At 43.2% G+C, this 22,215-nt stretch carries 20 protein-coding genes; 16 read left to right on the top strand and 4 right to left on the bottom strand.

Going from position 1 to position 22,215, the window contains the following annotated elements; all coding sequences use genetic code 11:
• The first annotated feature begins 46 nt into the window (after window positions 1-46).
• From NQ505_RS03530 to NQ505_RS03510, 5 genes are read left to right on the top strand one after another with little or no spacing between them, the layout of a single operon-like run.
• A complete protein-coding gene (locus NQ505_RS03530; RefSeq protein WP_008998168.1) occupies window positions 47-1,882 on the top strand; it encodes an ABC transporter ATP-binding protein in 1,836 nt (611 codons plus the stop codon).
• 14 nt (window positions 1,883-1,896) lie between these two features.
• Complete coding sequence (locus NQ505_RS03525) at window positions 1,897-2,700, top strand: polysaccharide deacetylase family protein (RefSeq protein WP_008998167.1); 804 nt, start codon at window positions 1,897-1,899, stop codon at window positions 2,698-2,700.
• Window positions 2,697-3,653: a glycosyltransferase family 2 protein gene (locus NQ505_RS03520; protein ID WP_008998166.1), complete on the top strand. Its 957-nt coding sequence runs from the start codon at window positions 2,697-2,699 to the stop codon at window positions 3,651-3,653. Before NQ505_RS03525 ends, NQ505_RS03520 begins: the two co-directional genes overlap by 4 nt.
• The gene (locus NQ505_RS03515) at window positions 3,637-4,056 is read left to right on the top strand and encodes a GtrA family protein (protein WP_032853273.1); all 420 of its coding nucleotides are present in this window, start codon (window positions 3,637-3,639) and stop codon (window positions 4,054-4,056) included. Before NQ505_RS03520 ends, NQ505_RS03515 begins: the two co-directional genes overlap by 17 nt.
• 46 nt (window positions 4,057-4,102) lie before the next feature.
• Window positions 4,103-6,082 (top strand): LTA synthase family protein, encoded by a 1,980-nt coding sequence (locus tag NQ505_RS03510; protein ID WP_008998164.1) that lies wholly within the window; start codon window positions 4,103-4,105, stop codon window positions 6,080-6,082.
• Here NQ505_RS03510 and NQ505_RS03505 read toward each other — a convergent pair.
• Window positions 6,069-7,841 carry an ArnT family glycosyltransferase gene (locus NQ505_RS03505; protein ID WP_008998163.1) on the bottom strand — a complete coding sequence of 591 codons (1,773 nt, stop codon included), beginning with the start codon at window positions 7,839-7,841 and terminating at the stop codon, window positions 6,069-6,071. The genes NQ505_RS03510 and NQ505_RS03505 overlap by 14 nt on opposite strands.
• Window positions 7,842-7,870: 29 nt before the next feature.
• Window positions 7,871-8,506, bottom strand: coding sequence for a viroplasmin family protein (locus NQ505_RS03500; RefSeq protein ID WP_004298269.1), 636 nt, complete (start codon window positions 8,504-8,506; stop codon window positions 7,871-7,873).
• Window positions 8,507-8,646: 140 nt separating this feature from the next.
• On the opposite strand from NQ505_RS03500, the gene NQ505_RS03495 reads away from it, so the two are divergent.
• The 9 genes from NQ505_RS03495 (at window position 8,647) to NQ505_RS03455 (ending at window position 19,335) form a co-directional block, all read left to right on the top strand.
• Window positions 8,647-9,249 (top strand): nitroreductase family protein, encoded by a 603-nt coding sequence (locus NQ505_RS03495; protein ID WP_032848642.1) that lies wholly within the window; start codon window positions 8,647-8,649, stop codon window positions 9,247-9,249.
• A 115-nt stretch (window positions 9,250-9,364) separates the two neighbouring features.
• Window positions 9,365-9,892, top strand: a complete 528-nt coding sequence (locus tag NQ505_RS03490) for a shikimate kinase (RefSeq protein WP_004298267.1) — start codon at window positions 9,365-9,367, stop codon at window positions 9,890-9,892.
• A gap of 256 nt (window positions 9,893-10,148) precedes the next feature.
• Entirely contained in the window at window positions 10,149-12,647 is a 2,499-nt protein-coding gene (locus tag NQ505_RS03485) for a tetratricopeptide repeat protein (protein WP_004324365.1), read from the top strand.
• 9 nt (window positions 12,648-12,656) lie between these two features.
• Window positions 12,657-14,423 carry an HSP90 family protein gene (locus tag NQ505_RS03480; RefSeq protein WP_008998162.1) on the top strand — a complete coding sequence of 589 codons (1,767 nt, stop codon included), beginning with the start codon at window positions 12,657-12,659 and terminating at the stop codon, window positions 14,421-14,423.
• Between the two features lie 9 nt (window positions 14,424-14,432).
• The gene (locus NQ505_RS03475) at window positions 14,433-15,503 is read left to right on the top strand and encodes a tetratricopeptide repeat protein (protein WP_008998161.1); all 1,071 of its coding nucleotides are present in this window, start codon (window positions 14,433-14,435) and stop codon (window positions 15,501-15,503) included.
• Window positions 15,504-15,572: 69 nt separating this feature from the next.
• Window positions 15,573-17,465 (top strand): biosynthetic arginine decarboxylase, encoded by a 1,893-nt coding sequence (gene speA, locus NQ505_RS03470; RefSeq protein WP_004307404.1) that lies wholly within the window; start codon window positions 15,573-15,575, stop codon window positions 17,463-17,465.
• A gap of 56 nt (window positions 17,466-17,521) precedes the next feature.
• Complete coding sequence (argB, locus tag NQ505_RS03465) at window positions 17,522-18,295, top strand: acetylglutamate kinase (RefSeq protein WP_032853324.1); 774 nt, start codon at window positions 17,522-17,524, stop codon at window positions 18,293-18,295.
• A gap of 61 nt (window positions 18,296-18,356) precedes the next feature.
• Complete coding sequence (locus NQ505_RS03460; protein ID WP_004298261.1) at window positions 18,357-18,866, top strand: RNA polymerase sigma factor; 510 nt, start codon at window positions 18,357-18,359, stop codon at window positions 18,864-18,866.
• Entirely contained in the window at window positions 18,856-19,335 is a 480-nt protein-coding gene (locus tag NQ505_RS03455; protein ID WP_008649173.1) for a hypothetical protein, read from the top strand. The genes NQ505_RS03460 and NQ505_RS03455 overlap by 11 nt, the downstream gene beginning before the upstream one ends.
• Window positions 19,336-19,502: 167 nt before the next feature.
• Here NQ505_RS03455 and NQ505_RS03450 read toward each other — a convergent pair whose 3' ends face one another.
• Window positions 19,503-20,285 (bottom strand): head GIN domain-containing protein, encoded by a 783-nt coding sequence (locus NQ505_RS03450; RefSeq protein ID WP_008998159.1) that lies wholly within the window; start codon window positions 20,283-20,285, stop codon window positions 19,503-19,505.
• A gap of 129 nt (window positions 20,286-20,414) precedes the next feature.
• Here NQ505_RS03450 and NQ505_RS03445 point away from each other — a divergent pair, with 129 nt between their 5' ends.
• The gene (locus NQ505_RS03445; RefSeq protein ID WP_008998158.1) at window positions 20,415-21,113 is read left to right on the top strand and encodes a SprT family zinc-dependent metalloprotease; all 699 of its coding nucleotides are present in this window, start codon (window positions 20,415-20,417) and stop codon (window positions 21,111-21,113) included.
• 65 nt (window positions 21,114-21,178) lie between these two features.
• On the opposite strand, the gene NQ505_RS03440 is transcribed toward NQ505_RS03445, so the two are convergent.
• Window positions 21,179-21,574: a hypothetical protein gene (locus NQ505_RS03440; protein ID WP_008998157.1), complete on the bottom strand. Its 396-nt coding sequence runs from the start codon at window positions 21,572-21,574 to the stop codon at window positions 21,179-21,181.
• Between the two features lie 172 nt (window positions 21,575-21,746).
• On the opposite strand from NQ505_RS03440, the gene rimP reads away from it, so the two are divergent.
• The gene (rimP, locus tag NQ505_RS03435; protein ID WP_004298256.1) at window positions 21,747-22,214 is read left to right on the top strand and encodes a ribosome assembly cofactor RimP; all 468 of its coding nucleotides are present in this window, start codon (window positions 21,747-21,749) and stop codon (window positions 22,212-22,214) included.
• The last annotated feature ends 1 nt before the right edge of the window (window position 22,215 follow it).

Below are 22,215 nucleotides of genomic sequence, written 5' to 3'. Positions count from 1 at the left end.
CAGTTTTATTGTATCTTTGCGGTCTTAACTTTTTTAATGGTAAATAATGAAGGAATTTCTACAACTAATGCGACGTTTTGTGTCGCCTTATAAGAAGTATATCGGCTGGGCTGTTTTGCTGAATATTTTGTCTGCTGTATTCAATGTGTTCTCATTTACTTTTCTGATTCCTATTTTGAGTATTCTGTTTAAAACAGAAGGAGCGGATAAAGTGTACCATTTTATGGAATGGGGTAGTGGCGATTTAGCAGATGTTGCCAAGAATAACTTCTATTATTACATATCTCAGATGATTGTGGATAATGGTCCCACTGTGGCTCTTATTTTCTTGGGACTATTCCTGATGGTAATGACGTTGTTTAAAACAGGTTGTTACTTTGCTTCTTCAGCCGTGATGATCCCATTGCGTACAGGGGTGGTACGTGATATTCGTATTATGGTGTATGCTAAGGTAATGCGTCTGCCGATGTCTTTCTTTTCGGAAGAAAGAAAGGGAGATATTATAGCTCGTATGAGTGGTGATGTGGGGGAAGTGGAAAATTCTATCACTAGCTCATTGGATATGTTGATGAAAAGCCCGATTCTGATTATTATATATTTTGTGACATTGGTTACGGTTAGTTGGCAGTTGACTCTTTTTACTATCATTGTATTACCGGGAATGGGTTGGTTGATGGGAGTCGTCGGAAGAAAACTGAAACGTCAATCACTGGAAGCACAGGCGAAGTGGAGTGATACAATGTCACAATTGGAAGAAACACTGGGAGGCTTGCGTATCATCAAGGCTTTTATTGCGGAAGATAAAATGATTAACCGCTTCACCAAATGTAGCAACGAGCTCCGGGATGCGACAAACAAGGTTGCTATACGTCAGGCTATGGCGCATCCAATGAGTGAGTTTTTAGGAACGATTCTGATTGTGGCTGTATTGTGGTTTGGAGGTACATTGATTTTAGGAAAGAATGCAACCATCGATGCTCCTACATTCATCTTCTATATGGTTATCTTATATAGTGTAATCAATCCATTGAAAGACTTTGCTAAAGCGGGATACAACATTCCGAAGGGTTTGGCTTCCATGGAACGTGTTGATAAAATCCTGAAGGCAGAGAATAAGATTAAGGAAATTCCGAATCCGAAACCGTTGAAAGGTTTGAATGATAAAATAGAATTTAAAGATATTTCTTTCAGCTATGATGGTAAGAGAGAGGTGTTGAAGCATGTAAACCTGACAGTTCCCAAAGGAAAAACAATCGCACTGGTTGGACAATCGGGATCCGGTAAATCTACATTAGTCGATTTGTTACCGCGTTATCACGATGTACAGGAAGGTGATATTACCATTGACGGAACAAGTATTCGTGATGTACGTATTGCAGATTTGCGCAGTTTGATTGGTAATGTAAACCAGGAGGCTATTCTGTTTAATGATACATTCTTCAATAACATTGCTTTTGGTGTGGAGAATGCGACAATGGAACAAGTTATAGAGGCGGCGAAGATTGCCAATGCGCATGATTTCATTATGGAGAAACCGGAAGGATATAATATGAATATCGGCGACCGTGGTGGAAAATTGTCCGGTGGCCAGCGTCAGCGTATCAGTATCGCCCGTGCTATTCTGAAGAATCCTCCGATTCTGATTCTTGATGAGGCTACTTCTGCTTTGGATACCGAATCAGAACGTCTTGTGCAGGAAGCGTTGGAACGTTTGATGAAAACACGTACGACGATAGCTATTGCCCACCGTCTTTCTACGATTAAGAATGCAGATGAAATCTGTGTACTGTATGAGGGGGAGATTGTGGAACGTGGTAAGCATGAAGAACTCATTGAGTTAAACGGTTACTATAAACGTCTGCATGATATGCAGCAGTTGTAATTCTTGATATTGCAATGATATTATTAAGTTTTGATACAGAAGAATTTGATGTACCTCGTGAGCATGGTGTAGACTTTCCGCTGGATGAAGCAATGAAAGTATCAGTCTATGGTACGAACCGGATACTGGACTGCCTGAAAAGCAACGGGGTGAAAGCTACTTTCTTTTGTACAAGCAATTTTGCAGAAAATGCGCCGGAAGTGATGCGGCGCATTATGGACGAAGGGCATGAAGTTGCTGCGCATGGATGTGACCATTGGCAGCCACAGGCTTCGGATGTCAGTCGTTCAAAAGAAATTCTGGAACGCCTTACCGGCAGGACGATACAAGGTTATCGACAGCCGCGTATGTTTCCCGTATCAGATACGGAACTTGGACGGATGGGATATGTATATAACTCCTCATTGAATCCCGCATTTATCCCCGGAAGATATATGCATTTGTCGGAGCCGCGTACCTGCTTTATGACAGGTAAGTTACTTCAAATCCCGGCTTCTGTAACTCCGTGGATTCGCTTCCCGCTATTTTGGTTGTCTTGTCATAATCTGCCGATGTGGCTGTACCAACTCCTGGTAAACCGGGTATTGAAGCATGACGGATATTTTGTGACTTATTTCCACCCGTGGGAATTCTACCCGTTGGGTGAACATCCTGAATTTAAGATGCCTTTTATTATCCGCAATCATTCCGGTAAAGGAATGGAGGAACGTCTGGATATGCTTATCCGCAAACTGAAAGAAAAGGGATATGCTTTTATGACTTACTCGGAATTTGCGCAGATAAAACTGGCTGAACTAAATAAACCGGACGAAAAATGATAAAATTGGCTATTGTATCCCCCTGCTATAATGAGGAGGAAGTGTTGGAAGATTCGGCCTCCCGTTTGACAGCCTTGTTTGATGAGCTGGTGGCGAAAGAAAAAATCAGTGCCGACAGCTTTGTGCTCTTTGTGAATGATGGCAGTAAAGATCGTACATGGAGCATCATTAAGAAACTGCACGGGACGAATCCTTATATAAAAGGAATGAATCTGGCACGGAACGTAGGACATCAGTATGCAATCATGGCCGGTATGATGACCGCTAAAGACTGGAGTGATGCCGTTATTACCATTGATGCCGATTTGCAGGATGATCTGAATGCGATTGAGGAGATGATCGATGCCTATACGGAAGGATATGATGTAGTATACGGGGTGAAAGTATCCCGTCAGGCAGACCCGATGCTGAAACGTCTTTCCGCAACTGCTTTTTATAAACTACAGCACCGGATGGGAGTAGAGACTATCTACAATCATGCGGATTTTCGTTTTCTAAGCCGGAGAGTGCTGGAACAGTTGTCTCATTATCAGGAACGCAATGTTTATTTGCGTGGTATTATTCCGTTGCTGGGTTTCCCTTCTACTACGGTAGATGATGTGATCCGGGAGCGGACAGCCGGAACTTCCAAATATACAGTGAGAAAGATGTTCAGTCTGGCTTTGGACGGGATAACCTCTTTCTCGGTAAAGCCCATTTACGGAATTGTTTATCTGGGAGGTATCTTTGTTTTTATCAGTATTTTGATTGGAATCTATGTTCTTTACGCATTGATTTCGGGTACTGCGGAACATGGCTGGGCTTCTTTGATGTTGTCTATCTGGTTTGTTGGCGGGGTTGTTTTATTATCCATAGGAGCTGTCGGACTGTATATTGGCAAGATTTATAAAGAGGTAAAACGTCGTCCGCTCTATAATGTGGAAGAAGTGTTGTACGATGATCGGAATAAGTAAGGCTATACTTGAGAAGCACCCGGATTGGCGGGATAAGTTCTGGCAGTTTGTTCGTTTTGGAGTTGTCGGCACTATATCTTCAGCCATTCATTACGGCGTATACTGCCTGGTCTTGTTGGTTGCGAATGCCAATATCTCCTTTACGGCTGGTTACGCTGTAGGATTTGTCTGCAACTACTTCCTGACTACTTTCTTCACCTTTCGTTCCAAACCATCCTCGCATAATGCGATCGGTTTTGGTTTTAGTCATCTGATTAATTACCTGCTTGAGATCGGTTTGCTGAATCTCTTCCTCTGGATAGGGGCGGGTGAGCTGCTTGCACCGATACTGGTAATGATTATCGTGGTACCTATCAATTTCCTGATTCTTCATTTCGTTTATATCTATAAAGGGAGGAAATAACACTATTCACCCCCTTTCATTTAATTCATAAAAAGAAAAGGCTATTATGAAACGTTTTCTAAATCTTGTTGTATATATACTTACCATACATGTTTCGGCTTTGCTGATCGCAGGACTGTTTCGCCTGGTACTTTTTATCTCATCTTATCATCAGTTGACCTCTGAAGCCTTGTCGGATAAGACACTTTCGATGCTTGCTTTTGTACATGGGGTCTGGTTTGACAATGTGATAGGTTGTTACATACTTCTGCTGCCTCTGGTAGTTGCGGTGGTGTGTGGAGTCTGCAACTATTATGGGAAAGCGTTGTTCCGTTTCTTTACGATCTTTTTTAGTGTCTTTTATGGATTGGTTTATTTAATCAGTGCATCGGATATTCCTTATTTTGCCTATTTCTTTAAACATATCAACTCTTCCATATTCGAATGGTTCGGTTATGCAGGAACTACTGCCGGAATGATATTGGGTGAAAGTGCCTATTATCTGTCCATCGGATTATTCCTTCTCTTTCTGGCCGGATTCGTAGTCTGGCTTATCTATCTGGCGCGTTATTTCCATCATCGTAGCCTCACTATTTCCACTCCGTTTCCTTATTGGAAGCGAGGAGGAGCGGTTCTGATCGGCGCTTGTTTAATCGGACTTTGTATCTTTGGAATCCGGGGACGTACAGGTTATAATCCGATCAAAGTGAGTGCGGCATATTTCTGTCAGGATGCTTTTCTCAATCAACTGGGAGTAAGCCCTACTTTTAATCTGCTGACGAGCGTGATGGATGACAGGAGACCTGAAAATAAATACTTGCATCTGATGGATGAGCAGGAAGCCATTACCAAGGCGCAAGCTCTGCTCAACCGGCCGGGAGAACCGAATGTTTCCCCATTGGCTGTTTACAGACATACTTCGAAAATGGATAGCGTGCAACAACGCCGTCCTAATGTTGTATTGATTATGATGGAGTCTATGTCCAGCAAGTTTATGAAGCATTTCGGGCAATCGGAGACTTTGACTCCTTTCCTGGATAGCCTGTATACCCGTTCGATCAGTTTCCGCAATTTCTATTCAGCAGGAATCCATACGAATCATGGTTTGTATGCTACCTTGTATTCTTTTCCGGCTATGATGAAACGGAACCTGATGAAAGGCTCTGTCATTCCCCGCTATTCGGGACTGCCTACCGTATTGAAAGAAAACGGCTATTACAACCTTTTCTTTATGACGCATGAAGGACAGTATGATAATATGAACGCTTTCTTCCGGACGAACGGCTATGATGAAGTGTTTTCGCAAGAAGACTATCCGGCTGATAAGGTTGTGAATAGCTTTGGAGTGCAGGATGATTTCTTGTATGACTACGCAATTCCGGTATTGAATCAGCGGGCTGCCACCGGACAACCGTTTTTTGCTACTTTACTGTCCATCAGTAATCATCCGCCGTATGTGATACCTCCTTTCTTCCATCCGAAAACAAGTGAACCGGAGACGCAGATCGTTGAGTATGCGGATTGGGCTTTGCGTCAGTTCTTTGAAGAGGCGCGTAAACAACCCTGGTTTGATAATACGATATTCGTATTGGAAGGGGATCATGGCAAACTGGTGGGAGACGCCGAATGTGAACTACCGGAATCTTATAATCATATTCCACTGATGATTTACTCCAGCCGTATTCAGCCGGAAGAGAAAACTGCATTTGGCGGTCAGGTAGATATACAGCCAACGATATTAGGGTTGTTGAATATTGATTATTTACAGAATAATTTTGGGGTAGACTTGCTGAAGGAAGAACGTCCCTGTATGTTCTATACTGCTGACAATATGGTGGCGGGACGCAATGATACGTTACTCTATCTTTATAATTACGAGACTCAGCAGGAGCTTACTTATCATATCGGTAACGGCAAATTGAATGCTGTTCCGATGGATGATAGCTTTTTGCCTTTGAAAGAATATAGTTTTTCCATGCTCCAATCGGCGGAGTTCCTTGTGAAGCATGGAAAAACGCTTAATTCTATACCTTTTACTCAACAATAGGAGTCGTTTCGGTATTTTCAGGCTGTTGTTTTTTAACGAACTTGTATACCTTGGCTATTTGCCGGAGTACTCGTTTGGGGGATTCGTATACCTCCTCAAACTGATATCCTTCTTTCTCGAATTCGGGAAGATATTTCTCTGCATCATTCGTGCCGATTAACAAGAAACCTTCCGAAGGACGTTTCTCATAGAAGTTGTCGAGACGATTACGCAGATAGAAATTGAGTTCGAAATAATGTACGGGGTCACCTGCTGCATGCAGACTTTCTTCAATGAATTCGTACATCGTTCCTTCGCTTTCCGGCGCAACCTTTTCTATTTCTGTAGCGATGAATTTGACTGACTTCGAATTTAATGCTGCTGGTTGATAAGCGCCGTCCAATGCAAGGTATAATCCCATTGTTAGCACAACGAGAGCGTATAGGAAGCGGTTGCTCAATGCATTTTTTCGTTGATAGAACCACCAGTAGATACCGAGAATGGTAGGGATGGCAATCAGGAACAAGGCTCCTGCTCCGCTGATATTCTGTATTGCACGCATGAAATTAATATTGTCCGGTGCGTGGCGACCCTGGAAAATTGTTTCAGGGATGAGTCCGCATTTTAAAACGATGAAGCAGGTGAACAGTAGCAGGCTGATTACTGCAAGAATACTTCCGTATACTTTGATGACTTTAGATTGCTTCTTAACCAGATAGAATAGATATTTGGCAAGGAAATAAGCAATGAAAGGATAGATCGGCATCAGGTATACACTACGTTTACTCTGCGGAATACAATAGAAGACGAAGATTACAACGATACTGGTGAAAGAGAATAAATCCACCGGGTCCATATTCTTTATCCATGTAGTGAAACGTTTCCACCAGGCTGCCGGTTGGATACTGAATTTATGGTAAGTCAGGCTGAACAGGGAGAGCACGACTAACAGTGTCCAGGGAACGTATCCGGCGAACAGGGTCACAAAATTATAATGCCAGGGGTTCACGCATGAATCGTAACTCATGGTATTAGTCATACGGCCGAGGTTTTCTTCCATAACTAATGCCAGGAATTCTTCTCCACCTTGTTGGTAAGCAGCGACATACCAGCAGAAAGGTAGGATGAGCGAAAGAATGGCCCAGGCGGAAAGTAACAGGAATGCTTTGAAGAAGTTGACACCCCGGAGTAACAAGAAGATGCCTACCACTAAACATGGAATGATAGTACCTACCGGTCCTTTGGTCAGTGTGCCGCAGCTCATCAGGAGAATGGCCAGCCAGGGAATACCTTTGAGCCCCTTTTCATACCATTTGTAGAAACAATACAGAGCGCCAACGGTGAGCGCTGTCAATACCATATCCACCCGGCAGTTTGCTCCGGCCCGGTGCAGCTCAAAATTAGTCAGGGTGATAAAGGCGGCTAACAGCGCCAGTTCCACTCCTTTTCTTTTGGCAAAGAATAGAAAGCCGCAGAGAGTCATGGCAATCAAGGCGATGGCAGATGGCAAGCGGGAGGTCATTTCTGTGACTTGCCCTCCATTCACTGCTGCCGAAACAGCAGCAATGCTCCAGTGGAAGAAAGGCGGTTTGTAAGCCATTTCTCCTCCGTTGTTTCTGGGTAAAATCCAGTTTCCGCTATCCAGCATGGAGTAGGAAACGATAGATTCGCGAGGCTCCCCTTTGGTGTGGTACTCCGATAAACCTAGGTAAGGCAGGATAGTAACTACGCAAATGACTAGTAACAGCCAGAAAGCTTTGTTTGAAGTCAATGTTTTCATCTTTATCTTATATTGAAATTTATGTTCTTTTATTTTCTGCCGAAGTCGGCCGGAATTTCTCCCCATTCTTTGGTTTCCCATTTCAGGATACGAGTGGTATAGGTGTTTCCTTGCAACCATTTTTCCGCCCGTTCAATCAACAGAAAGAGTTCTTCTGTTTCCGGGGTCCGGGGGAGCTTGGTCTTGCACTTCTTCTGTCGTACCCAGCTGATGGCATTCGCGCTGTCACTGTAAATGGGCATATCGAAACCTTTCTTTTTCAACAACGCCAACCCGTGTACGATGGCTAGAAACTCGCCGATATTATTCGTGCCTTTCATCGGGCCGAAATGAAAAATCTCCTGACGGCTGGCAATGTGTACGCCGCGATATTCCATCGGTCCCGGATTACCGCTACAGGCTGCATCGACAGCCAGGCTATTGTCGATCACACAAGAGGGTAAAGTATCCGAAGAAGGTTTGGGACCTCCTGATTTAGCCTTTGCATTCTTGCCGATATAAGCATAGGGAGACATTGTCAACGCGCGTTCCGCTTCTTCGCGCGTGTCAAATGATTTGTATTTGGCAGCTTCATATCCTTTGATTTGAAGCTGGCAGTCTGTCCAGGAAGTATAAACTCCGGGGGTGACGCCTTCCCATACTACATAAAATTTCTGTTTAGCCATTTTTTCTGACGATAATTTTAGATAGTCAATGAATTGACGCTGCGAAGGTACAAATATATTCTCTAACTGAACAAGTTAGGGGGGCTACTTGTTATAAAAAAAAGAGAGTTTTAAGAATATAAAATAAGAAAGGAACTATGATGGAAAGATCTTTTAGTGAAGCTTTGAAACAACGTCGAACTTACTATTCAATTACTAATCAGTCACCTATATCCGATCAGGAGATCGAATGTATCGTTAATATGACCGTGCGCCATGTGCCGTCGGCATTCAATTCGCAATCTACCCGTGTGGTACTTCTATTGGGAGAATCGCATAAGAAATTGTGGCAGATTGTGAAGGACGCATTAAAGAGGATTGTACCGGCTGAAGCGTTTGTCAAGACAGAAGAGAAGATAGATCATTCCTTTGCCTGTGGTTATGGAACTGTACTGTTCTTTGAGGATCAAAAAGTGGTGAAAGGACTTCAGGAGGCTTTCCCGTCTTATCAGGAGAATTTCCCGGGATGGTCATTGCAGACTTCTGCCATGCACCAGTTAGCTATCTGGGTAATGCTCGAAGATGTAGGTTTCGGAGCATCGCTGCAACACTATAACCCGTTGATTGATGAAGAAGTGCGCCGTGCATGGGATTTGCCGGAACATTGGCATTTGATTGCGGAAATGCCGTTCGGACTTCCTGTCGGCAAACCGGGTGAAAAAGAATTCCAGCCGCTTGAAGAACGGGTGAGAATCTTTAAATAAATCGGGAATGAAGAATGAATAATGAAGAATTGGATGGCATAATGGCTAAAATTCTTTATTCTTCATTCTTCATTCTTCATTAAATGATTAATTTTGTGAGCAAAATTAATCATTTATGGTTCGTATCTTCCTTACCGGCTATATGGGTGCCGGAAAAACGACGTTGGGTAAGGCTTTTGCCCGATATATGAATATACCGTTCATCGATCTGGACTGGTATATTGAAGAGCGTTTTCACAAAACCGTTGGAGAATTATTTATTGAACGAGGCGAAACAGGATTCAGGGAGCTGGAGAGAAATATGCTCCATGAAGTAGCCGAGTTTGAGAATGTGGTAATTTCGACGGGGGGTGGAGCGCCTTGTTTTTATGATAATATGGATTTTATGAACCGGACCGGAAAGACTGTTTTTCTGGAGGTGCATCCGGATGTGTTGTTCAGGCGCTTGCGTGTGGCTAAACAACAACGTCCTATTCTTCAGGGTAAAGAGGATGAAGAACTGAAAGCGTTCATTGTTCAGGCACTCGAGAAGCGTGCTCCTTTTTATCATCAGGCACAATATATCTTTAATGCAGACGAATTGGAAGATCGTTGGCAGATTGAAACATCGGTGCAATGTTTGCGACAACTTTTGGGATTGTAGAAGTAACAGTCGTTATATTTTGTGTAATCGTCATTTGGAAAGCTGTGGAATGTGTGTAATTTGTGCCTGATAATGAATGATTATTGGGAGGAATTTTACTGTATTCAGAAATCAGGTAGTTGTAATGTTCTCTTTTTGTTGGAACTTCGTTTTTTTTGAGACTCTTGTTTGTGCATTCGGTCAATATTTGTACCTTGCACTCGTTATGAGATTTTTTATTGACTAGTAACACAAAATTAAGGTAAAGTTCTATATCATGAAAACTTTAAAAGAGAAATTTGGGGAGTTATCCGCTAAAATTAAAGCATCCGGACAGCCTGCAAGGGTATGGTTTCCGCAGTATACACCGGCTTCATTGTTAAGTGCGGAAAACTGGTGGGAAGCATTGGCTGTATGTGAATATGCTTTGGACACAAAAGAAGACGAGAAATTAACAGAAGATTTTTTTGAACTGATATTCAGTGCTTTTGACTGTAACGTAGAGGTGGATCTCAACGCGGAAGAATATGAATTCTGGTGGGAAAAGGTGATGCAGGTATGCGACCGTGTGGCAGAGTTTAGCGGTGCAGGATGGGCGCAGAAGGGGGCACAATATTCCGAAGCCCGTTATGGAAAGCGGGATATGAGTTATTTGCTTCCATACTACGAGAAGGCTGCCGATATGGGTTGGGCTGAAGCGGAAGCAACTGTTGCCTATTGGCGATACATGGGATTCTATTGTGAACAAGATAAAGAAGAGGGTGAACGGCGTTTTGCTGCTCTCACTTCTCCCGAAGCTATTTTATGGGGAAAGCATTATCGTGCTTTTGCCGAAGAATTTACAGGGGATAAAGCAAAGGCATTACAGATACGGAATGAACTGCTTGCCGAACTGCCTGAAGGTGAACGTTTGCGTGCTCATGTATATGCATCGTTAGGAGATGCGCTCGACAGAGCGGAAGGTAACGTGGCAGAGGAAGCTGCTTACTACGAAAAAGCCCTGGAAATAGTTCCCAATCTTTATAGTCTTAAAAATCTGGCTACGCTTTATTTCCGTTACCCGGAACTGAATAAACCGAAAGAACTGTGCTTTGAACTTTGGGAAAAGGCCTGGCATGCCGGTGTGTGGTCTGCCGCCAATTTCCTGGGATATAACTATCAGGAGGAGGAATGGCAGGATATGCCTAAGGCGATTGAATGGCTGGAAAAGGGCATGCTTTATTGTGAACCCTACAGTGCGTATGAACTGGCATTGATCTACCTGTATAATGATGAATATAAGAACGTGGAACGTGGACTGATGTGTCTGAACCGTTGCGTGGAGGATGATTATATACAAGGTATCGAAGGACTGGCCAATATTTATTTCAACGGTGATTTGGTGCCGGAAGACATGAATCGCGCGAAAGAGTTGTTGGAGAAAGCCATTGAGTTGGGTTCGGGAAGTGCAGCTTATCGTTTGGGCTGGATGTATGAACGTGGCTTTTTGTCTGAAGAACCGGATTATGTGAAGGCTTTAGAGTTTTATGAAAAAGCGGCTTCACTGAATAATGCCGATGGGTATTGCCGTGTGGCTCTTTATCTGGCTAATGGATATAGCGGTGTGAAGGACCCTGTAAAATCAAGGGAATATTATGAAAAAGCGGCCGAACTGGGTGCTTGCTTTGCCCTTGTGGAACTGGCATTCTTATATGAGAATGGCGATGGAGTGGAGAAGAATTATGAAAAGTCATTTGAACTGATTAGCAAGGCTGCCGAACAGGGTTATCCTTATGCGATGTTCCGTGTAGGTCTTTATATGGAAAAGGGTGTTCTTGGTGAAGTGAAACCGGAAGAGGCTTTTGCCTGGTATACAAAGGCAGCTGAAGCGGACGATAATGATGCGATCTTTGCTTTGGGACGTTGTTATAGAGAAGGTATCGGAACGGAAGAAAACTGGGATAAGGCACTCGAATGGTTTAGTAAAGGGGCGGAAAAGAATGAAGCCCGTTGTCTGACGGAACTGGGGATGGCTTATGAGAATGGTAATGGCGTGGAAGAGAATCCACAGAAGGCAGTGGAATATATGATGAAGGCTGCCGAACAGGATTATGGCTATGCTCAGTTTAAGATGGGAGATTATTATTTCTTTGGTTGCGGTCCCTGTCTGGAAGATAATAAAACGGCAGTGGAATGGTATGAAAAGGCAGTGGCTAATGAGATTCCGATGGCTATGCTGCGTGTGGGTGAGTATTATCTGTATGACTATGATAGCCTGAATGAGTCGGAAAAGGCTTTTGCTTATTTTAAGAAAGCTGCCGAATATGAATGGTATAGTGAAGGACTGGGTATCTGTTATGAAATGGGTATCGGAGTGGAAGAGAATGAAACGGAAGCCTTTAAATATTATACACTGGCTGCGGATAATGGAAATACGACAAGTATGTATCGTACCGGACTTTGCTATTATAACGGAGTAGGTGTGAAACAGAATTATGCCGAGGCCTATCGCTGGTTCACGGATGCGGCGGGGAATGAGAATGTCGCTGCAATTTATTATCTGGGCAAGATGATGATGTATGGCGAAGGTTGTAACCCTGATCCGGAAGCTGCAGTGCAATGGTTGCTGAAAGCTGCCGAGAAAAACAACGATAAAGCACAATTTGAACTTGGAAATGCCTATCTGACAGGAAATGGCGTGGAAGAAAACGATGAAATTGCAATGGAGTGGTTCGAAAAGGCTGCAGAGAATGGCAATGAGAAAGCTCTTAAAATCACCGGAAGGAGGAGGAAGTAAAAGAGGAACATGGAAAAAGAAGGGAATAATCTGTTTCAGGTCAATCTTAAAGGTATGATTGCCCTGTTATCAGAGCACATTTATAGTAACCCGAATACTTTTGTTCGCGAACTGTTGCAGAATTGCGTAGATGCCATCACGGCACTACGCAATATTGACGAGAATTATAAAGGTCGCATCGATGTCTTTCTGAATGAGAACAAGACAGTGGTATTTCGGGATAATGGTATCGGACTGAAAGAGGAGGAAGTTTATCGCTTTCTGACTGTTATTGGGGAGAGTTCAAAGCGGGATACTCCCGATGCGGACGATTTTATCGGAAGGTTCGGTATCGGATTGTTATCTTGTTTTGTGGTGACTAATGAAATCACCGTAGAAAGTCGTTCTGCAATGGGCGGACAGCCTGTTTGCTGGTGTGGAAAAGTGGATGGGACGTATCAGCTGACTTTATCAGACGAAGAACGGCCCATCGGGTCGCAGGTAGTATTGCACCCGAAAGGAGATTGGATGCATCTTTTTGAATATGAAACATTTAAGAAGATACTGGTCGGTTACGGAGAAGTGTTGCCGTATCCTATCTATCTGCATTATCAGGGGGAAGAGGAGTTGGTAAATACGCCTTCGCCTGTATGGCTTGACCCGAAGGCGACCCGTAAGGAGTTGCTGGATTATGGGGCGAAAGTGTTTCAGTCGTCTGCTCTCGATGCTTTCCGGATCTATACTGAAAGCGGCAAGGTGGAAGGGGTGCTTTATGTCCTGCCTTTCCGTACACAATTTTCAGTGCGCAACTCTCATAAGGTCTATCTCAAACGTATGCTGTTGAGTGAGGATGATTGCAATCTGTTGCCGTCGTGGGCTTTCTTTATCCGTTGTCTGGTGAATGCGGACGGGTTGCTGTCTACCGCTTCCCGGGAGTCTTTGGTGAGTAATGACCAACTGAAAGATGCCCGGAAAGAGATCGGGGTGGCTATCAAGGATTATCTGCGGGGATTGGTGCAGAATGACCGTGCCATGTTCAACCGGATTCTGGATGTTCATCACTTTCATATCAAGGCGATTGCTTCGGAGGATAATGAATTGCTTCGTTTGTTTATGGATTATCTTCCTTTTGAAACCAATAAGGGTTTGCGTAGCTTTGGAAGTATTCGTTCGGCAAGCAATGTGATATGTTATACCAAGAATCTGGAGGATTTCCGGCAAGTACGACGTATAGCCGGAGCACAGGGTTGGCTGGTCGTGAATGCTGCTTATACGTTTGATGAAACTTTGTTGAAAAAGTATGTCCGTCTGAATCCGGAACTTACTTTGGATGAAATATCTCCTTCACGGTTGCTGGAGCAGTTTGGTGAAGTGGAGGCGAACCAGGAGTTTCAGGCTTTTGAGGTGAAAGCGAACGAGTTGTTGAAGCGGTTTGGTTGTATCTGTCGTCTGAAGCATTTTACTCCGGTAGATATTCCGGTTATTTTTGTGGCGGAGGAAAAGGAGAATGCTGCTAAAAGTGCTAATAATCCGTTGGCGGCTGTACTGGGGGCTGTGAATACTACAAAGCAGATTCCGCCGACACTCACTTTCAATGCAGATAATGAAATGGTGAAGACCTTATTGCAAATACAAGGAGACAATAAACTGTTTCAGCATGTGGTGCATATATTGTATGTACAATCGCTTCTGCAAGGTAAATATCCGGTGAACAGCGAAGAAATGGAGCTTTTCAACCATTCGCTAAGTGAACTGATGACTTCGAAAATGAATGATTTTATAAATTTCCTGAATTAAAAAAAGAGTATGAGATACACACTTGAAATACAAAAATTGCTGTTGCAGACACAGAATAACAACCTGCATCCCCGCGAAAAAGCCAATCTATTGAAAGAGGCTATCCGCATCGCCGATGAGAACGAAGATGTGGAATGGGCTACGGAGTTGAGACTGGATCTTATTTATGAACTGAATCTTCTTTCGGCGGATGCTGAAGAGATTACCGTGTTCTCTAAAATTCTGGATGATTACGAGAACCACAAGGATGTGATTAAGGAAGATGACTTGTTGTGGAAATATAAGTGGATATGGGCTTGTACGTTCGATCTTCCGGAGATCCCGATGGAACAGGTACAGGCAATTGGGGAGGATTATAAAACCCGTATCCTCCGGAACGGGTATTCTTTGCGGAGTTATTATCACCGCTGGTCTGTGGAATGTGTCTGGATGCGGCAGTATGACAAGGCGAAAGAATACATTGATAAAATGTTGAATGAGAAGATAGACGATCAGTCGTGTGAGGCTTGTGAATTGAACTTTATGCTGGATTATTATCTGGAAACGGGACAGTTTGATGAGGCTTACAGCCGCGCGCAACCGTTGATTAATAAGCAGGTCACTTGTTATGAAGCCAATTTGCGGGCCTATTTGAAGCTTGCTTATTATGCGCAGAAAGCAGGTAAACCGGAGATTGCCGCCGATATGTGTGCACGTGCCGAAGAAGCATTGGTGGGAAGAGAGAAGGATGAATATCTTTTGCTCTATCTGGGATTGTTTATTGCCTATAATATGATGACGAAGCCGGAAAGAGCTTGGAAATATGCCGAACGCTGTATCGGTTGGAGTTTGCGTACTAATACGCTGAAGAGTTATCGTTTCTCCTGTGATATGGTAGAGGCTCTGAAATATGAAACCCGTCCGGAAGTCTCGTTGTCTTTGCCGGAAGAGTTCCCGCTTTATCGTCCGGATGGAATTTATCAGGTAAACGAACTTCGCAATTATTTCTATCAACAGGCAGAAGAGCTGGCACGTCGCTATGACGCCCGTAACGGAAATAGTGGTTATATGGACCGTTTGAAAGATTTAATGTCTAATTAATTGCCAACATGTAGATTAATCCGTATTTTTGCCGTCCAATTATTTACTAAAAACACTGAATAACAGAAAATGAGAAAGTGGCGTATTGAAGATTCTGAGGAACTCTACAACATCACAGGTTGGGGTACCTCGTACTTTGGTATTAATGACAAAGGTCATGTCGTTGTTACACCTCGTAGAGACGGAGTGACTGTCGATCTGAAAGAACTGGTCGATGAGTTGCAATTGCGTGATGTGGCATCTCCCATGTTGATACGTTTTCCGGATATTTTGGACAACCGTATTGAAAAGATGTCTTCCTGCTTTAAACAAGCGGCCGAAGAGTATGGTTATAAAGCCGAGAACTTTATAATTTATCCGATTAAGGTCAACCAAATGCGCCCGGTGGTGGAAGAGATTATCAGCCACGGAAAGAAGTTCAATCTCGGACTGGAAGCCGGTTCTAAACCGGAACTCCATGCAGTGATTGCAGTCAATACGGATTCTGACTCATTGATTGTCTGTAACGGATATAAAGACGAAAGTTACATCGAACTGGCTTTGCTTGCCCAGAAAATGGGTAAACGTATCTTCCTCGTTGTAGAGAAGATGAACGAACTGAAGCTGATTGCAAAGATGGCAAAACAGCTGAATGTGCAGCCTAACATCGGTATACGTATCAAACTCGCTTCTTCCGGTAGCGGAAAGTGGGAAGAGTCTGGAGGTGATGCCAGCAAATTCGGCTTGACTTCCAGTGAACTTCTCGAAGCGCTCGACTTCCTGGAGAGCAAAGGGATGAAGGATTGTTTGAAACTGATTCATTTCCATATCGGTAGTCAGGTGACAAAGATACGTCGTATTAAAACGGCTTTGCGTGAGGCTTCACAGTTCTACGTGCAGCTACATTCGATGGGATTCAATGTGGAATTTGTAGATATTGGCGGTGGACTCGGAGTGGATTATGACGGAACCCGTTCGTCCAATAGCGAAGGCAGCGTGAATTATTCCATCCAGGAATATGTAAACGACTCTATTTCTACTTTGGTGGACGTGAGCGATAAAAATGGTATCCCACACCCGAATATTATAACGGAGAGTGGACGCGCATTGACGGCACATCATTCTGTTCTTATCTTTGAGGTACTTGAAACCGCTACATTGCCCGAATGGGATGATGAGGAAGAGATAGCTCCGGATGCGCACGAATTGGTGCAGGAGTTATATGGAATCTGGGATTCGCTGAATCAGAACAAGATGTTGGAGGCGTGGCATGATGCGCAGCAGATCAGGGAGGAAGCGCTGGACTTGTTCAGTCATGGAATCGTAGATCTGAAAACCCGTGCACAAATCGAGCGTCTGTATTGGTCTATTACACGTGAGATTAATCAGATTGCCGGCGGTTTGAAGCATGCGCCTGATGAATTCCGCGGACTGTCTAAGTTGCTTGCCGATAAATATTTCTGTAATTTCTCGCTCTTCCAGTCGCTTCCCGACTCTTGGGCGATTGACCAGATATTCCCGATCATGCCTATCCAGCGATTGGATGAGAAACCGGAACGTTCGGCTACTTTGCAGGATATTACTTGTGACTCGGACGGTAAGATTGCTAATTTTATTTCTACCCGTAACGTGGCTCATTATCTGCCTGTGCATACACTGAAGAAAACGGAACCTTACTATGTGGCTGTGTTCCTGGTCGGTGCTTATCAGGAGATTCTGGGAGATATGCATAATTTGTTCGGTGATACGAATGCCGTGCATGTTTCGGTGAACGAGAAAGGATATAATATCGAACAGATTATTGATGGAGAAACGGTAGCGGAGGTGTTGGACTATGTACAGTACAATCCGAAGAAGCTGGTACGTACACTCGAAACCTGGGTGACGAAGTCGGTGAAAGAAGGAAAGATCTCTTTGGAAGAAGGAAAAGAATTTCTTTCCAACTATCGTTCAGGGCTTTACGGATATACTTATTTGGAATAACCGGCAAGGTGCCGGAGCCGGATTCTCCATTCGGTGAACTTATTAGAAATCAAGAAATGAGAGAAAAACTAACAGTTATTAAGGTGGGTGGCAAAATCGTAGAAGAGGAAGCCACCCTTCGTCAGTTGTTAAATGACTTTGCCGCTATCACTGGACATAAAGTTTTGGTTCACGGCGGCGGCCGTTCGGCTACAAAGATTGCCGCGCAACTGGGTATTGAAAGCAAAATGGTAAATGGTCGTCGGATTACCGATGCTGAAACTTTGAAGGTCGTAACGATGGTATACGGCGGATTAGTGAATAAAAATATTGTGGCAGGTCTGCAGGCACGCGGAGTCAATGCACTCGGATTGACCGGGGCGGATATGAACGTGATCCGTTCGGTGAAACGCCCGGTGAAAGAGGTAGACTATGGTTTTGTAGGTGACGTGGAAAAGGTGGACGCTACTTTGTTATCTGATTTGATACATAAGGGAGTGGTTCCGGTAATGGCTCCATTGACGTATGACGGACACGGCAATATGCTGAACACGAATGCAGATACCATTGCCGGGGAAACGGCGAAAGCGTTGTCGGCCCTGTTTGATGTGACATTGGTATATTGTTTTGAGAAGAAAGGCGTGTTGCGTGACGAGAATGATGACGACAGTGTGATTCCCCAAATCACCCGTGCCGAATTTGAACAATATGTAGCTGATGGCGTTATTCAGGGAGGTATGATTCCCAAGTTGGAGAATTCTTTTGAAGCAATAAATGCAGGAGTTTCTGAAGTGGTAATCACCTTAGCATCAGCGATTAATAACTCTGGTGGAACAAGAATAAAAAAATAATTCAAAAAAAAGTAGTGGGCGACTGTAACTTTTCATATCCTAGCCCGTCATTATTATAGAGATGCAAGAAATCAGCTTCCGAAACGATATTTTGCCGTTGAAGGATAAACTCTTTCGATTGGCTCTCAGAATCACCCTGGATAGGGCCGAAGCCGAGGATGTCGTTCAGGACACCATGATAAGAGTGTGGAATAAGCGTGATGAGTGGTCTCAATTTGAATCGGTCGAAGCCTATTGCCTGACAGTGGCAAAGAATCTGGCGATAGATCGAAGTCAAAAGAAAGAAGCTCAAAACGTGGAACTCACCCCCGAAATGGAGGAAGAACCTGATGCAAACAGTCCGTATGACCAGATGATTCATGATGAAAGAATGAACATTATTAATAGACTGGTAAACGAACTTCCCGAAAAACAGCGGCTTATCATGCAACTGAGGGACATTGAAGGTGAAAGCTATAAGAAAATTGCAGGGTTGCTGAATCTGACAGAGGAACAAGTTAAAGTGAACCTCTTCAGAGCCAGACAAAAAGTAAAACAAAGGTATTTAGAAATTGACGAATATGGATTATAAGGATATAGAACAGCTCCTGGAGCGATACTGGCAATGCGAAACTTCCGTTGAGGAGGAAGCAACATTGCGCGACTTCTTCGCAAAGGAGGAAGTTCCGGCTCATTTGCTTCGCTATAAAAACCTGTTTGTTTATCAACAGGTTCAGCAGGAAGTAGGACTGGGCGAAGACTTTGATGCACGTATTCTGGCAGAGGTGGAGCCTACGGTCGTAAAAGCGAAACGCTTGACACTGACTGGTCGTTTTATTCCTCTGTTCAAAGCCGCTGCCGTGATTGCAATCATCCTTTCTTTGGGGAATGTGGCACAACATTCTTTCTCCGGAGATGACGGAAGTGTATTGGCAACGGATACCATTGGTAAACAAGTAACAGCACCATCGGTCGCTATCTCAAATGATGTGAAAGCGGAACAGGTTCTAGCCGATAGTTTGGCGAGGGTCAACCACAAGGTGCAAGTTATAAACGAATAGACATTTTCATTTGCTTTAAACATATAATATAGTTAGTGTGCTTAATTAAAACAACAACGAAGGCGAAACTGTGAAGTTTTCAATTCTCTCAAATTTTTATAATAAAACTAACTAAATAAATGGGCTACCGCGCGATGCAGTAGCCCTTTTATGCTTTTAGACTGTATTTATTTAATTTGCCGTATGTTTTTCCGTGGAGCGTCGACTTCTTGTGGATTGCCTTTATAGGCAATATCGCCACTTCCTTTCACGCGTGCAACCAGTTTCTGACTTGCATAACAACTGATGTTTCCGGATCCACTGATACTTGCATCCGTATTCTCTGCTTCTAAATCTGCGGCCTGAATGTTTCCCGATCCGGCAATAGAATATTTTGCTTGAATGGCTTTACCTTTAAGATTGATATTACCCGAACCTGAAATACCTGCCTGACATTCCTGGCTCTCTATTTGTTGCAGTCTAACATCTCCCGATCCGTTAATAGAAACAGCCATTCTTCGGCAATTAAGCCCTTCTCCCTGAATGTTTCCTGAACCGTTTATATGGAATTCAATATCTTTAGAGGTTTGTATTCCATTGATTAATTTTATATTTCCCGAACCATTGATCGTTAACTTATTTAATTCCGGAGCAAAAACTTTTATTTCCAGTTTTCCTTTCCAGATACTGACATTCTTCTTGAATTTTATAATTAATGTATTACCGTCTACATACGTTTCTACAAGTGGTATAATGTTGTCGGAGCCATGTATCTCCACGTGACTGCGTGTGTCTTGGTGATAACTGATATTGGCACTTCCCAATAGTTTGATTTCATTGAAATGATCGGCTTTTACTTCTTGGGAGATGTAGTTTTTGCTGCCTACTACGTGTTTTCCCTGCAAGCAAGAGCCGGCAGTAAGTACTAGAGACAATCCGGTGACTAATACGAGCAATAAACTTGTTTTCATAATTATGTTTTTCTATGATTGATATGACAGTTAGACGGAAGAAACTGATATAAAGTTGCATCTTCCGCGAAGTTTTTCATTGGAATCTTCTTTTTTATTACTTTTGTGCCTGTTGATAGGAGGATTATAATGGATAAGATCATAGAAGATGACGAATTGGGACGTCTGATAGTGCGCGTCAATTCACGTGCGAGGAGTCTTGTGTTTCGTACAAAGAGTGATGCTGTTTATGTTTCAGTTCCTCCCGGCACTACATTGAAAGAAGTGAAGCAGGCGATCGAGAATCTGCGTGGTAAACTTCTGGCCTCCCGTCAAAAACTAGCCCGGGCGTTGGTTGATTTGAACTATAAAATTGATGCGGAACACTTTAAGTTGTCCTTGGTGTCCGGTGAAAAGGATCAGTTTTTGGCTAATTCCCGGTTGGGAGTTATGGAAATAGTTTGTCCGCCTCATGCTGATTTTACGGATGAGAAACTGCAAAGCTGGTTGCATAAGGTAATTGAAGAATCGTTGAGGCGGAATGCGAAAAGTATCCTTCCTTCACGTTTGGCTTCTTTGTCCAAGCAATGCGGACTTCCCTATTCAAGTGTGAAAATAAACTCCAGCCAAGGTAGATGGGGAAGCTGTTCGGCTCGAAAAGATATTAACTTATCCTATTATCTGGTTCTATTGCCATCTCATCTAATAGATTACGTGTTACTGCATGAATTATGCCATACACGCGAGATGAATCATAGTGAACGATTTTGGGCATTGCTAAATCAGTTTACAGAAGGGAAAGCACTGGCTTTACGGGGAGAATTAAGAAAGTACCGCACGGAGATATAAAGTACTTCGTTGCCAAAGTAGTGTCCTCGCATGGATGCAAACGTAATATTGAAAATATGCCTTTATTACTTGGCTAATTGTTTAATCCCGTCTGATTCTTTTTCGAACTGATAAGTTCCTCCTTTTTCACTAAGGTCAAACGTAGACACTAATTCTGTGTTATTATCTACAATCAACAAGGCGCTCTGTTCGGCAAAACGTCCCACTTCTATTGTGTAAGGTTCTTCCGACATGGTTTTGTTGGAGATCAGACTGTCATTGACAAACAAAGAGATAGAATCTCCGGCAAAACCCTTTACCAGACTGATTGTATAGCTTTCAATAAAATGACGTTCTTCTTGCTTTTCCCGTTGTAGTCGCATGCTCATATAGACAAAAATAACTACGACAAAAATGACGGCAAAAGCAAGCAGTCCGTTGCCTACCATAAACTGTTTATTTGTGTTGAGACGATGTGCCATAGTCGTTATTTTTTGAATTACGGCGTAAAGATACGAATATAGCACTGTTAATTCATACTTTTTTTCTTTAATGTTTTGTAGTCGAACAGATTATTTATATCTTTGCAACCGAAAACGGATGAAAGGTGGAGGGGCAATTAAGCTCCTTTTTTTGTTCTTATATAGCTAATAAATGATAGAAAAGAAAACTGTTTGTCAGATTGTAGAAGAGTGGCTGGAAGGAAAAGACTACTTTTTAGTAGAGGTAACCGTGAGCCCGGATGACAAGATTGTGGTTGAAATAGACCATGCAGAAGGTGTTTGGATTGAAGATTGCGTGGAGCTTAGCCGCTTCATAGAGTCGAAACTGAACCGCGAAGAGGAAGATTATGAACTGGAAGTAGGGTCGGCTGGGATCGGACAACCCTTTAAAGTTCTGCAACAGTATTATATCCACATCGGACAAGAGGTGGAAGTGCTGACCGGAGACGGACGGAAGCTGGCCGGTATACTGAAAGATGCCGATGAAGAGAAGTTTACGGTAGGCGTACAAAAGAAAGTAAAAACCGAAGGATCAAAGCGCCCGAAGCTGGTAGAAGAGGACGAAACCTTCACTTATGAGCAAATAAAATATACTAAATACTTAATTAGCTTTAAATAGT

Origin of the sequence: Bacteroides sp. D2, from assembly GCF_025147085.1 — a bacterium.
Lineage (GTDB): Bacteria > Bacteroidota > Bacteroidia > Bacteroidales > Bacteroidaceae > Bacteroides.
Note: the sequence above shows the minus strand (reverse complement) of the source record. Positions and strands in the feature narration are given on the sequence as shown.